General features: G+C 45.2%; 12 protein-coding genes and 1 other RNA gene. 10 read left to right on the forward strand and 3 right to left on the reverse strand.

The features are described from left to right. Positions 1-22: 22 nt before the first annotated feature. From pbpC to ydaB, 4 genes are all read left to right on the forward strand, one after another. Positions 23-2,029 (forward strand): penicillin-binding lipoprotein 3; transpeptidase, encoded by a 2,007-nt coding sequence (pbpC, locus tag BSU_04140; protein ID NP_388295.1) that lies wholly within the window; start codon positions 23-25, stop codon positions 2,027-2,029. Positions 2,030-2,130: 101 nt separating this feature from the next. Beyond that, positions 2,131-3,033, forward strand: coding sequence for a putative oxidoreductase (gene ycsN, locus BSU_04150; protein NP_388296.1), 903 nt, complete (start codon positions 2,131-2,133; stop codon positions 3,031-3,033). 185 nt (positions 3,034-3,218) lie between these two features. Then, positions 3,219-5,303 carry a transcriptional regulator, PTS-dependent activator gene (mtlR, locus tag BSU_04160; protein ID NP_388297.1) on the forward strand — a complete coding sequence of 695 codons (2,085 nt, stop codon included), beginning with the start codon at positions 3,219-3,221 and terminating at the stop codon, positions 5,301-5,303. A 211-nt stretch (positions 5,304-5,514) separates the two neighbouring features. Next, positions 5,515-7,026, forward strand: coding sequence for a putative acyl-CoA ligase (gene ydaB / locus BSU_04170; RefSeq protein ID NP_388298.2), 1,512 nt, complete (start codon positions 5,515-5,517; stop codon positions 7,024-7,026). 19 nt (positions 7,027-7,045) lie between these two features. Here ydaB and ydaC read toward each other — a convergent pair whose 3' ends face one another. After that, complete coding sequence (gene ydaC, locus BSU_04180; protein ID NP_388299.1) at positions 7,046-7,591, reverse strand: putative methyltransferase; 546 nt, start codon at positions 7,589-7,591, stop codon at positions 7,046-7,048. A gap of 206 nt (positions 7,592-7,797) precedes the next feature. Between ydaC and ydaD the strand changes: the two genes are divergently transcribed. From ydaD to ydaG, 4 genes are all read left to right on the forward strand, one after another. Next, the gene (gene ydaD / locus BSU_04190; RefSeq protein NP_388300.1) at positions 7,798-8,658 is read left to right on the forward strand and encodes a putative dehydrogenase; all 861 of its coding nucleotides are present in this window, start codon (positions 7,798-7,800) and stop codon (positions 8,656-8,658) included. Positions 8,659-8,673: 15 nt separating this feature from the next. After that, positions 8,674-9,177: a D-lyxose ketol isomerase gene (lyxE, locus tag BSU_04200; protein ID NP_388301.1), complete on the forward strand. Its 504-nt coding sequence runs from the start codon at positions 8,674-8,676 to the stop codon at positions 9,175-9,177. Positions 9,178-9,262: 85 nt separating this feature from the next. Further along, positions 9,263-9,814 (forward strand): putative ribosomal protein N-acetyltransferase, encoded by a 552-nt coding sequence (gene ydaF / locus BSU_04210; RefSeq protein ID NP_388302.1) that lies wholly within the window; start codon positions 9,263-9,265, stop codon positions 9,812-9,814. Positions 9,815-9,891: 77 nt separating this feature from the next. Continuing rightward, on the forward strand, positions 9,892-10,314 hold the full coding sequence (gene ydaG, locus BSU_04220) for a putative general stress protein (RefSeq protein NP_388303.1): 423 nt from the start codon (positions 9,892-9,894) through the stop codon (positions 10,312-10,314). A 103-nt stretch (positions 10,315-10,417) separates the two neighbouring features. On the opposite strand, the gene bsrC is transcribed toward ydaG, so the two are convergent. Beyond that, positions 10,418-10,686: small regulatory RNA (gene bsrC / locus BSU_misc_RNA_64), an RNA gene on the reverse strand. 133 nt (positions 10,687-10,819) lie between these two features. Between bsrC and amj the strand changes: the two genes are divergently transcribed. Further along, entirely contained in the window at positions 10,820-11,629 is an 810-nt protein-coding gene (gene amj / locus BSU_04230) for a lipid II flippase (RefSeq protein NP_388304.1), read from the forward strand. Positions 11,630-11,672: 43 nt separating this feature from the next. Here amj and ydzA read toward each other — a convergent pair whose 3' ends face one another. Further along, the gene (gene ydzA / locus BSU_04240; RefSeq protein ID NP_388305.1) at positions 11,673-11,963 is read right to left on the reverse strand and encodes a hypothetical protein; all 291 of its coding nucleotides are present in this window, start codon (positions 11,961-11,963) and stop codon (positions 11,673-11,675) included. A gap of 184 nt (positions 11,964-12,147) precedes the next feature. Here ydzA and lrpC point away from each other — a divergent pair, with 184 nt between their 5' ends. After that, positions 12,148-12,582: a transcriptional regulator (Lrp/AsnC family) gene (lrpC, locus tag BSU_04250; RefSeq protein ID NP_388306.1), complete on the forward strand. Its 435-nt coding sequence runs from the start codon at positions 12,148-12,150 to the stop codon at positions 12,580-12,582. Positions 12,583-12,596 lie beyond the last annotated feature (14 nt).

Below are 12,596 nucleotides of genomic sequence, written 5' to 3' on the forward strand. Positions count from 1 at the left end.
AAGTGGAAGGCAGGGGAAAGTCATGTTAAAAAAGTGTATTCTACTAGTATTTCTATGCGTCGGATTGATTGGGTTAATCGGATGCTCCAAAACAGATTCACCAGAGGATCGCATGGAAGCATTCGTGAAACAGTGGAACGATCAGCAATTCGATGACATGTATCAAAGCCTGACTAAAGATGTCAAAAAAGAAATCTCCAAAAAAGATTTCGTCAACAGGTATAAAGCCATCTATGAGCAGGCCGGCGTAAAAAATTTGAAAGTCACTGCGGGAGAAGTAGATAAGGACGATCAAGACAACAAGACGATGAAACATATCCCGTATAAAGTCAGCATGAACACAAATGCCGGCAAAGTCAGCTTCAAGAATACTGCTGTGCTGAAATTAGAAAAAACAGATGACGAGGAGTCATGGAATATAGATTGGGACCCATCGTTTATTTTCAAGCAGCTGGCTGACGACAAAACCGTGCAAATTATGAGCATTGAACCGAAACGAGGCCAAATTTACGATAAAAATGGAAAAGGCTTAGCCGTCAATACAGATGTTCCGGAAATTGGAATTGTTCCCGGAGAGCTTGGCGATAAAAAAGAGAAAGTCATAAAAGAACTCGCCAAAAAACTTGATTTGACTGAAGACGACATCAAGAAAAAGCTGGATCAAGGCTGGGTAAAAGACGATTCGTTTGTGCCGCTCAAAAAGGTCAAGCCTGACCAGGAGAAATTAGTTTCTGAAGCGACGTCATTACAAGGCGTAACAAGAACGAATGTCAGCTCCCGCTACTATCCGTATGGCGAAAAGACAGCCCATTTGACAGGCTATGTCCGCGCCATTACAGCGGAAGAACTGAAGAAAAAGAAAGAAGGAACGTACAGCGATACGTCTAACATCGGTATCGCCGGACTTGAAAATGTGTATGAAGACAAGCTAAGAGGCACAACTGGCTGGAAAATCTACGTGCCGCAAACCGGGGAAGTCATCGCTGAAAAGAAAGCAAAGGACGGCGAGGATCTTCACCTCACAATTGATATCAAAACGCAAATGAAGCTGTATGATGAACTGAAGGATGACAGCGGGGCGGCAGTCGCGCTGCAGCCGAAGACAGGCGAAACACTCGCCCTTGTCAGCGCGCCTTCCTACGATCCAAACGGATTTATTTTCGGCTGGAGCGATAAGGAATGGAAAAAGCTAAACAAAGATAAAAACAATCCGTTTTCAGCGAAATTCAATAAGACATACGCGCCAGGTTCTACCATTAAACCGATTGCGGCTGCTATTGGAATCAAAAACGGCACCCTTAAAGCCGATGAGAAGAAAACAATCAAAGGCAAGGAGTGGCAAAAAGATTCAAGCTGGGGCGGCTATTCAGTGACACGTGTGTCTGAGAGACTTCAACAAGTCGATTTGGAAAACGCCCTTATTACGTCAGACAATATTTATTTTGCCCAGAATGCGCTTGATATGGGAGCGGACACCTTTACAAAAGGCTTGAAGACATTCGGTTTTTCAGAGGACGTTCCGTACGAATTCCCGATCCAGAAATCGTCTATTGCAAATGACAAGCTTGATTCAGACATTTTGCTTGCGGATACAGGCTACGGACAAGGGCAAATGCAAATGTCTCCGCTTCACTTGGCAACTGCTTACACGCCATTTGTTGACAATGGAGACCTTGTCAAACCGACGCTGATCAAAAAAGATTCACAAACAGCTGATGTTTGGCACAAGCAAGTGGTCACGAAGGAAGGAGCGGCAGACATTACAAAAGGTCTGAAAGGCGTTGTGGAAGATGAGCGCGGATCAGCGTATCAGCCTGTCGTGAAAGGAATCACAGTGGCTGGAAAAACAGGAACAGCCGAGCTGAAAACATCAAAAGATGATAAAGACGGCACGGAAAATGGCTGGTTTGTCGGCTACGATTACGAAAACAAAGACCTGCTTGTCGCCATGATGATCCAAAATGTGCAGGACCGCGGCGGCAGCCACTATGTCGTTGAGAAAGCGAAAAAGCAATTTCAATCGAATTAAAATGTCTTTTTAAAAGGAGCGAAAGGAAAAAGGGGATCTGAGGCCGAATGAACTAGTAAGGGGGCAAAACCCGGTTTATACAAAGAAAAGAGGGATTTTGCATGCAGCGTATTCAATTGGCGGAGGATCTTCAATTTTCAAGAGTCATACACGGGCTTTGGCGGCTGAATGAATGGAACTATTCAGATGCTGAACTTCTAAGCCTCATTGAATGGTGTATCGATCACGGCATCACGACCTTTGATCATGCGGATATTTATGGAGGCTATACGTGCGAAAAGCTGTTTGGAAACGCCCTTGCCCTTTCGCCTGGATTAAGAGAAAACATAGAGTTGGTCACAAAATGCGGTATCGTTCTTGAATCGCCTGAACGGCCCGCTCACAGATCGCATCATTATAACACAAGCAAATCGCATATTTTGGCATCCGTTGAGCAATCGCTTATGAACCTTAGGACGGATTATATCGATATGCTTTTGATTCACAGACCGGACCCGCTCATGGATCCGGAGGGGGTAGCAGAGGCGTTTCAGGCCTTGAAATGCTCTGGCAAGGTCAGGTACTTTGGCGTTTCAAATTTTAAAGATCACCAGTATCGGATGCTGGAATCATATTTGCCTGAGAAGCTCGTAACCAACCAGATTGAGCTTTCCGCATACGAATTAGAAAATATGCTCGACGGCACTTTGAACCTGTGCCAGGAAAAACGGATTCCGCCGATGGCTTGGTCGCCTCTGGCAGGCGGCAAAGTATTCACTGAAAACACGGATAAAGACCGACGTGTCCGTACGGCGCTTGAATCCGTCCAAGGGGAAATCGGCGCCGCTTCATTGGACGAGGTGATGTACGCATGGCTGTATACGCATCCGGCCGGCATCATGCCGATTGTCGGAAGCGGAAAGCGCGAGCGGATTTCCGCCGCGATAAATGCGTTGTCATACAAGCTTGACCAGGATCAATGGTTCCGCATTTTTACAGCCGTACAGGGTTACGATATTCCATAAAAAGCATCAGTTTACCAGCTGATGCTTTTTCAATATTGTCACACCGCTTAGTGCCAAATTACCATTTATAAGTGATTGATTCTTTCTTGAAAGCGTTTTATATTAAAAGGAAACCTCTCTATATCCTCTACTGCATCTCCTTGCGACTTCATCCGCACATCAAGATTGGCTAGGAGGTCTTTTTTATGTATATGACTGCCAGAGAACAAAAGCTGTTAAAGCACTTATTATTACAAAACAGATATATAACCGTAACTGAGCTTGCTGAGCTGATGCAAGTCAGCACGAGAACCATTCACAGGGAACTCAAATCAATTAAACCGCTGATGGAAACCGTGGGGCTTACGTTAGATAAACAGCCCGGTAAAGGGTTGAAAGCAGTGGGAAGTCCCGAGGGTAAACAAAAGCTGCTTACTGATTTATCATATGAACAGCATGAATACAGCGCCGACGAACGGAAACTGCTCATTCTTTGTTCGTTATTAGAGTCTCAGGAGCCCGTCAAACTGTACACGCTTGCTCATGATCTCCAGGTGACGAATGCCACGGTCAGCTATGACTTAGATGAGCTCGAGAAGTGGATTTCTCCCTTTGGACTGACACTGATCCGCAAAAGAGGTTTTGGCATCCAGCTCATAGGGCCGGAGAATGCGAAACGGAAAATTGTCGGCAACTTGATTGTGAACCGTCTCGACATCCAAATGTTTTTGGAAGCGGTTGAATTAAACATCAAAGGAAAAACCGATTCTTCAGAGAAAATGTTCGGGGTTGTCAGCAAAGGTGAGCTGTTAAAAATGGAGCGCATCTTATTTCAGCTCAAAGAAAAAATCGCTTTTTCATTGTCCGACAGCTCCTATATAGCGCTCGTCGTCCATCTGACGTATGCGATCGAACGAATTAAGCTTGGGGAAACTATCACCATGGAGCAAAATGAGCTTGAGGAACTGATGAATGCGAAGGAATACAGCTCCGCTCTTGAAATCGCGGGCGAGCTTGAACGTGCCTTCGGCGTGACGATTCCAGAGGCGGAGGTCGGCTATATTACAATCCATCTTCGAAGCGCCAATCGAAAATACAAAACAGAATACAAAGCGCAGGAAATTGAGCTGGAAACAGCCCTGCAAACAAAGCGGCTCATTGCTTTTATTTCAGACAAAATCAGAATGGATCTGACGAAAAACTACTCTTTATATGAAGGCTTGATTGCCCATTTGGAGCCGGCCGTCAGCCGCATAAAAGAAAATATTGAGATATACAATCCGATGAAGGAACAGATCAAGCGCGATTATTTTCTGCTTTATATGGCGATCGAAGAAGGTGTCGAAAAGTATTTTCCGGGCATGTCCTTTTCTGATGATGAAATCGCTTTTATCGTTCTTCACTTTGGCTCGGCTCTTGAAATCAAAAAAGAAGAAGCAAAAGTGAAAGCGCTTGTCGTCTGCTCAAGCGGGATCGGCTCCTCGAAAATGCTTGCCTCCAGACTGAAAAAAGAGCTGCCGGAAATTGAATCGTTTGATATGTCATCTCTGATCGAGCTAAAGGGGAAGGATGTTCAAGCCTATGATATGATTGTGTCCACTGTACCGATTCCTTATGAAAACATTGATTACATCATGGTCAGCCCACTATTAAATGAGGAAGACGCAAACCAGGTCAAGCAGTATATCAAGCGGAAGATTCCCCTTATTCTTAACAAAAAAAGAAGCTCGAAGGAAGAGGCGCAGCAAGCTGATGTACCTGACATGCTGGAGGCGGCGGAAAGCATAGGGCGGTATATGGAAGTTATCCAAGATGTTCTGCGCCATTTTACGCTAGCTCAACTCAAAACAAACCCGGACCATAGCATGCTTCTGCTAGAGCTTTTTCAACAGCTGAAGAAGGATGGCCTGATCCGTGATCCGGAAAAAGCCGCGGTTTGCCTGGCTGAGCGGGAGAAACAAGGGGGATTGGGAATCCCCGGAACAAACATGGCGCTTTATCATCTCAAAAATGATGAAATCGTCCTGCCTTTTTTCAAAATGTTTGATCTCAGCACCCCCTATGAAGTGGATGGCATGGACGGAAATACCCTCAGGATGACACGCATTCTCGTCATGATGGCGCCTGGCTCATTATCTGCTGAAGGCTCGGAGATTTTAAGCGCGATCAGCTCGGCAATTATCGAGAGCGGAGAAAGCATGGCGGGGTTTCAGGAAGAAGGAGGACAAGAATTGTATCAGCGGTTAAACCGCATATTTTTCACATGGATGAAAGAAAAAAACATACTGTAAACCTGCATGGCACACGTCAAAAATTTGGCGTGTGTTTTTCTGTGGATGGGGAACAAAATAAGAAAATGTGGGACTATTTTATCATTCAGTATTGGAATAATTCCAAAATGAAATAGTTTTACAAGTTATCTTTTTTGGGTTAAAATGGGTGAGGTAAGGAAGAAAATCTAACAAATTATTGAAGATTCAAGAGAATATAGGAGATGACGATATGGAAACATTACAGCATCTGATTCTGCATGACATGCCGAATAGCGAAGAAATAGAGGCTGTAAAAAGCGGAGACCATACACTGACATATAAAGGTTACCGTAAACGGATTAATCAGCTGGCGAATGCCATGCTTCAAAAAGGAATTCAAAAGGGCGACCGTGTTGCATTGCTTTGCAAAAACGGCCATCCCGCCTCAACTGTTATGTTCGCCGCACTTGAAATAGGTGCTGTTGTCGTACCTGTCAGCTGGCAGCTGAAACCATATGAAATGACAGGCATTTTAAAAGCAAGTGAACCAAAAGCGATGTTTTACGGAGCGGAGTTTAAAGAGATACTGGATGAAGTTCTTCCTGAATTGTCCTCACTGTGTGTAACAATGGAAACAGGAACAGCTTACGAAACATCTGCTGAATTTGAAGCGCTGTTTGCAGGTCCTGATCATTTGCCAGAGACGGAAATGGTTTCACCTGATGATACAGCACTTCTGATGTTTACATCTGGAACAACGGGAAACCCGAAAAGATGCATGATTACACATGGCGGCATATACAGATACGTTAAAAAATCCAACAGCTCAATAGCACGTATGAAGGGCCTTCGTTTTCTCGCGTGCCATCCGATTTATCATACGAGTGCGCTCATTTGCATCATGCTTGGAACGTTTGCAGAAACAACATTTGTGTTTACAAAGGATCAAGATCCTGTTCACATGCTGAAGGTCATTGAAGAAGAGAAGATTCAGACCGTGATGGCTCTTCCTGTGTTCTACACGTATTTGCTTGAGGCGTGGGAAAAGCACCAAACTGACTTATCTTCGCTTGTTATTTTAATGACAGGCGGAACAAAAGTGCCGAGCAGCCTAATAAGCCGCTATCTTGATATTGGCATTCCGCTTGCGCATGGCTATGGAAGTACTGAGGCTTGGGGCATCAGCACATGGACGCCTGATATGGGAATGGATAAAGCGGCATCTGCAGGAAAACCTGTGGCAGGTGTTAAAGTCAAAGTGGAAGATCCTCTGACCGGAGAAGAACTTCCTCAAGGAGAAATCGGCGAAATCGTTGTTCATACTCCATTCTTATTTAAAGGCTATGAAGACAATCCTGAAGCAACAGCGAAAGTGCTGCAAAATGGATGGTTTAGAACCGGAGATTCAGGATATGTAGATGAAGATGGCTTTATTTTCATCACGGGACGCTACAAGGATGTCATTATTTACGGAGGCGATAACGTCTATCCTGATCAGGTTGAAGAAGTTATCCAGCAGATCCCGGGAATCCTTGAAACGGCTGTGGTCGGTATTCCTGACCCGCTTTACGGTGAAAAACCGAAAGCTTTTATCGTGAAAAATGGCGGCCAGCGCATCACGGAAGAGGATGTCATCGCATTTTGTAAAGAACGCCTGTCCGCTTACAAAATACCTGAAGTTGAATTTGTTAACGAACTGCCGAAAAACAACCTTGGCAAGGTGAAAAAAGACGTCCTGCGCAATCAGGCTGTACATTCATAAAAGAAGAAGCCCGTCCACTTTATGTGGCGGGCTTCTTTGCAGTTGCACAGACGGAAAGCTCAGGCTTAATGTTCTTAAATTGTATATCAATGTCTTCGAAGCCGGCTGCTTTAAAGTCAGCAATCATCTGTCTTCCAAATGATTTGGTTTTCTCAGGACTGGCATCCGCTTCCCGCGGCTGCATCGTAATGGCTGCTTTGCCGCCTGGCTTTAATGCCCGATAAATCTGTTTTATGCCTTTTGTTTGGTCATTCCAAATGGTGTAGTTGTTAACGGAAATCACTTTATCATAAAACGAGGCGGGGAGAGGAAATGTCTCGATGCTTCCTTGTATCAGGCGTACGCCCTTTGGTTTCACTCTGCGGGCGGCCAGCTTCAGCATGGCCTCTGATACATCAATCCCATGAAGATGAACATCCTTCTCGCGTTTCAGCATCTGCTGCATGCAGTATCCCGGGCCAAACCCGACTTCTAAAATGCTGTCCCCGCGCGTGATACCCAGCTGATTGATTGTCCACTGATTCAGTGTTTGATTTTCAGCAGCCATGATGTACCCGGCAATCATGCCGATGACGCCCTTTGGCCTGCTGAATCTTCTAGAAAGCATGTTAATCATTCAGCAACCAACCCCCTTTTTGAGTTAATTTCCTCTCAGCGTTCCATGTGAAACATTTTTCTGATAAAGCAATGCGAAGGTGCCAAGCCATGTTTATCCAAAGAGTGTGTGAGGTACACAACAAATAGACATGAAAACAAAGGAGGAGAATCATCATGGCAAATTATCCAAAAGAACTGCCGGCACAAACTCAAAGTCGCCAGCCGGGAATTGAAAGCGAAATGAATCCAAGTCCGGTGTATGAGTACGAGGATTATAAAGGAGCAGACAAATTAAAAGGAAAAGTAGCTCTTATTACAGGCGGCGACAGCGGGATCGGACGCGCGGTTTCCGTCGCTTACGCAAAGGAAGGCGCAGACATCGCCATTGTGTATAAGGATGAGCATGAAGACGCTGAGGAGACGAAGAAACGTGTTGAACAAGAAGGCGTAAAATGCCTGCTGATTGCTGGTGACGTAGGTGAAGAGGAATTCTGCAATGAAGCGGTTGAAAAAACGGTCAAGGAACTAGGCGGCCTTGACATCCTTGTCAACAATGCAGGTGAACAGCACCCGAAGGAAAGCATCAAAGATATTACGAGCGAACAGCTTCACCGCACATTCAAAACAAATTTTTATTCTCAATTTTATTTGACTAAAAAAGCAATTGATTACCTGAAACCGGGCAGCGCCATCATCAATACGACATCCATCAACCCGTACGTAGGGAACCCGACACTGATTGATTATACAGCGACAAAAGGGGCGATCAATGCCTTTACAAGAACAATGGCGCAGGCGCTTGTCAAAGACGGCATCCGTGTAAATGCAGTCGCGCCGGGTCCAATTTGGACGCCACTAATCCCAGCTACGTTCCCTGAAGAAACAGTTGCTCAATTTGGGCAAGATACGCCGATGGGCCGTCCTGGACAGCCTGTTGAGCACGTCGGCTGTTATGTGCTTCTGGCATCAGATGAGTCCTCTTACATGACAGGTCAGACCCTGCATGTCAACGGCGGAAACTTTGTGACGACATAAGAGGGAGTGAGACATATGGGCATCACGAAAGAAGAAGTGAACAGCTACTATCAAAAAGCAGGGATTGTATTAACGGACGAGGAAGTAGACCAAATCCAGCTGATGGATTACGGCTTAGGAAAAGAAAGAAAAGTCGGGCTCCAGCTCTTCGTCTACGTCAATACAGACCGTTATTGTTCAAAGGAATTGGTGCTGTTTCCGGGACAGACTTGCCCGGAACACCGCCATCCACCGGTCGACGGCCAGGAAGGCAAGCAGGAGACCTTCCGCTGCCGCTACGGAAAAGTGTATCTTTACGTAGAAGGAGAAAAAACGCCGCTTCCAAAAGTTCTCCCTCCTCAGGAAGACAGAGAACACTATACGGTCTGGCACGAAATTGAGCTAGAACCGGGCGGGCAATACACGATTCCACCAAACACAAAGCATTGGTTCCAGGCCGGGGAAGAAGGTGCCGTCGTGACGGAAATGTCATCGACGAGCACGGATAAACATGATATCTTTACCGATCCAAGAATATAAGGATGGGCTTAACAGCCCATCCTTTTTGTATTGAAAAAAACAGAATCATCGCTATAATGGGTAAAAAAGGAAAGAGGGCGAGGCAATGTTCACTTGCAAGGTAAATGAGCACATCACCATCCGATTATTGGAGCCGAAGGATGCGGAGCGGCTGGCCGAACTCATTATCCAAAATCAGCAGCGGCTTGGCAAGTGGCTGTTTTTTGCGGAAAATCCAAGCAGCGCTGACACGTACCGAGAAACAATCATTCCAGATTGGCGGCGCCAGTATGCCGACCTGAACGGCATTGAGGCGGGTCTCCTTTATGACGGCAGCCTATGCGGCATGATCAGCCTGCATAACCTTGATCAAGTGAATCGTAAGGCGGAAATCGGATATTGGATTGCCAAAGAATTTGAAGGGAAAGGCATTATTACAGCTGCCTGCCGAAAACTCATTACGTATGCTTTTGAAGAGCTTGAGCTGAATCGTGTGGCGATCTGTGCGGCTGTCGGAAACGAAAAAAGCAGAGCGGTTCCGGAGCGGATCGGGTTTCTAGAGGAAGGAAAGGCACGGGATGGCTTATACGTAAACGGCATGCATCACGACCTCGTCTACTACAGTCTGTTAAAGCGTGAATGGGAAGGCGAAAAATAAAGAGCACACTTTCTTGTTTAAATCTTCCCCGGATGTGGAAAAGTAACAGCGGAGACGTTAAAAAGGAGTGATTCGAGATGAATCAGCAAGACATTAAACAAAAAGTGCTTGATGTTCTAGATCACCATAAAGTAGGTTCGCTCGCAACAGTTCAAAAGGGCAAACCGCATTCCCGCTACATGACTTTTTTCCATGACGGGCTGACGATTTACACACCGACAAGCAAGGAAACTCATAAAGCGGAAGAAATTGAGAACAACCCCAATGTCCACATTTTATTAGGCTATGATTGTGAAGGTTTTGGCGACGCATATGTCGAAGTTGCCGGAAAAGCAAAGATCAACAATTCGGCAGAACTCAAGGACAAAATATGGAGTTCCAAATTAGAGCGCTGGTTTGACGGCAAGGATGATCCGAATCTGGTGATTCTTGAAATTGAACCGGAGGATATCAGATTAATGAATGCCGGGGAGAAAACACCGGTCTCACTCGAACTATAAAAAATTTGTGTTTTCAGGGGCGATATGTTATTATGAATAGCTAGTAAGAAAAATAAGCAAATAAAAAAGAAAGTAAACTTCTTTTTTCTGTTTTGAGAGAGAAGCTTACCGCTTCCCAAGCAGCATAACCAGCTGCCCTTATTCTTTTCCTTCATAACAAATCGCCCCTAACGATGAGATGGAAAAAAGACTTTTTTGTTTTACAATTCACACCGGCGCGGCTTCGGAGCCGCAGTGACGATTGAGAGGTAGGGCTTTCGTTGTCTTGTGTTCAAGAAATTTCCATGGTGTTTACTTTCCAGAATGATTCTTCGGAACAATGCTTTATGAATCTAACCCGCCTGACTTGGCGGATGATATAATCTTTATTTGCGTATAGAAAAGAATAAGACAAACCGCCCGGCGTACGCCGGACGGTTTTTTTATTGCAAAAAACACATCGTACTGAAACCTCCTTGTCTTCTTTCCAGTCTTATCTCTAGGATGAAATTGGAGGAAGAATAACGTGCATGTCATTACAACACAAGTACTTTTTATTTTTTGTTTTTTATTGCTGATTCACTCGATAGAAACCTTAGCCTATGCGACAAGGCTTTCCGGAGCTCGCGTTGGATTTATTGCGTCCGCGCTTTCTCTGTTTAATGTCATGGTCATCGTATCCAGAATGTCGAATATGGTGCAGCAGCCCTTTACTGGGCATTTAATTGATGATGCTGGAAAAAACGCACTGGCGATTGTAGGGGAGCAGTTCCGCTTTTTAATTTTCGGATCGACAGTCGGCACCATTTTGGGCATTATCCTGCTCCCGTCTTTTGTCGCTCTTTTTTCACGGGCGATTATTCACTTGGCGGGCGGCGGCGGCTCCGTTTTTCAAGTATTCCGAAAGGGATTCTCGAAACAAGGATTCAAAAATGCCCTTTCCTATTTGCGTCTGCCGTCCATTTCATATGTAAAAGGATTTCATATGCGCTTGATTCCGAAGCGTTTGTTTGTCATCAACATGCTGATCACATCGATTTATACGATTGGTGTGCTTTCGGCTTTATACGCAGGCCTTTTGGCGCCGGAGCGCAGCACGACAGCCGTCATGGCTTCGGGTTTGATCAACGGAATTGCAACGATGCTGCTGGCTATTTTTGTTGATCCTAAGGTATCCGTTCTTGCTGATGATGTGGCAAAAGGAAAACGAAGCTATATCTATTTAAAATGGACCTCTGTCACAATGGTCACATCAAGGGTGGCGGGCACACTCCTCGCCCAGCTCATGTTTATTCCCGGGGCCTACTATATCGCGTGGCTGACAAAGTGGTTTTAATAAGAAAGGCTGGATCATAAAGATCCAGCCTTTTTGCGCTTCCTTATTTATAGTTCCTTAATCCGCGGTCGTACAAAAAATTTCCGAATGGGACGAAAGCGGCGATGAAGCCGGCAGCTGACCATTTCAGCGGCCATTTGACAGAGAAGGTTGCATAAGCCAAGACAAGCAAATACAAAATGAACAACCCGCCGTGAACCGAACCGACAATTGTCACCGCAAGCGGAAGGCCTGCCCAATATTTAAGCGGCATAGCGATGAACAACAGGATTAAGAGTGACATTCCTTCAATAAAACCCATCGTGCGAAGTCTTCCGATCGGCGTGTGCAGCATAAATCGCCCTCCTTGTGGACACGTTTTCATTTTATACTATAAACAATCCGGGGGGGCATATGACAGCTTTCAAAAAATGTTCGGAAAACATTCATTTTTACATGCCTTTTCTAGGGAACTGTACTTGTCATTTACAAAAATACCCGAGATAATGTGTACAAAATCAAAAAAGAAGGATGTTGAAATGAAACTTGACCAGATTGATCTGAATATCATTGAGGAGCTGAAGAAGGACAGCCGTTTGTCGATGAGGGAATTAGGCAGAAAAATTAAGCTGTCGCCTCCATCTGTAACAGAACGGGTAAGACAGCTTGAATCGTTTGGCATCATCAAGCAATACACGCTGGAGGTCGACCAGAAAAAACTGGGGCTTCCCGTTTCCTGCATTGTGGAAGCAACCGTTAAAAACGCGGATTATGAGCGGTTCAAAAGCTATATTCAAACATTGCCGAATATTGAATTTTGCTACCGGATTGCGGGTGCAGCCTGCTATATGCTGAAAATCAATGCCGAAAGCCTCGAAGCGGTAGAAGATTTCATTAACAAAACATCGCCCTACGCGCAAACCGTCACTCACGTCATTTTCTCAGAAATTGACACGAAAAACGGGCGCGGTTAGAGAGTGCCGCGCGA

Origin of the sequence: Bacillus subtilis subsp. subtilis str. 168 (assembly GCF_000009045.1) — a bacterium.
Classification (GTDB): domain Bacteria; phylum Bacillota; class Bacilli; order Bacillales; family Bacillaceae; genus Bacillus; species Bacillus subtilis.

Bases quoted from the DNA above. Each gene is read 5' to 3' on its own strand.
- pbpC (NP_388295.1), top strand. From the start codon at position 23: ATGTTAAAAAAGTGTATTCTACTAGTATTTCTATGCGTCGGATTGATT.
- ycsN (NP_388296.1), top strand. From the start codon at position 2,131: ATGCAGCGTATTCAATTGGCGGAGGATCTTCAATTTTCAAGAGTCATA.
- mtlR (NP_388297.1), top strand. From the start codon at position 3,219: ATGTATATGACTGCCAGAGAACAAAAGCTGTTAAAGCACTTATTATTA.
- ydaB (NP_388298.2), top strand. From the start codon at position 5,515: ATGGAAACATTACAGCATCTGATTCTGCATGACATGCCGAATAGCGAA.
- ydaC (NP_388299.1), bottom strand. From the start codon at position 7,591: ATGATTGCCGGGTACATCATGGCTGCTGAAAATCAAACACTGAATCAG.
- ydaD (NP_388300.1), top strand. From the start codon at position 7,798: ATGGCAAATTATCCAAAAGAACTGCCGGCACAAACTCAAAGTCGCCAG.
- lyxE (NP_388301.1), top strand. From the start codon at position 8,674: ATGGGCATCACGAAAGAAGAAGTGAACAGCTACTATCAAAAAGCAGGG.
- ydaF (NP_388302.1), top strand. From the start codon at position 9,263: ATGTTCACTTGCAAGGTAAATGAGCACATCACCATCCGATTATTGGAG.
- ydaG (NP_388303.1), top strand. From the start codon at position 9,892: ATGAATCAGCAAGACATTAAACAAAAAGTGCTTGATGTTCTAGATCAC.
- ydzA (NP_388305.1), bottom strand. From the start codon at position 11,963: ATGCTGCACACGCCGATCGGAAGACTTCGCACGATGGGTTTTATTGAA.
- lrpC (NP_388306.1), top strand. From the start codon at position 12,148: ATGAAACTTGACCAGATTGATCTGAATATCATTGAGGAGCTGAAGAAG.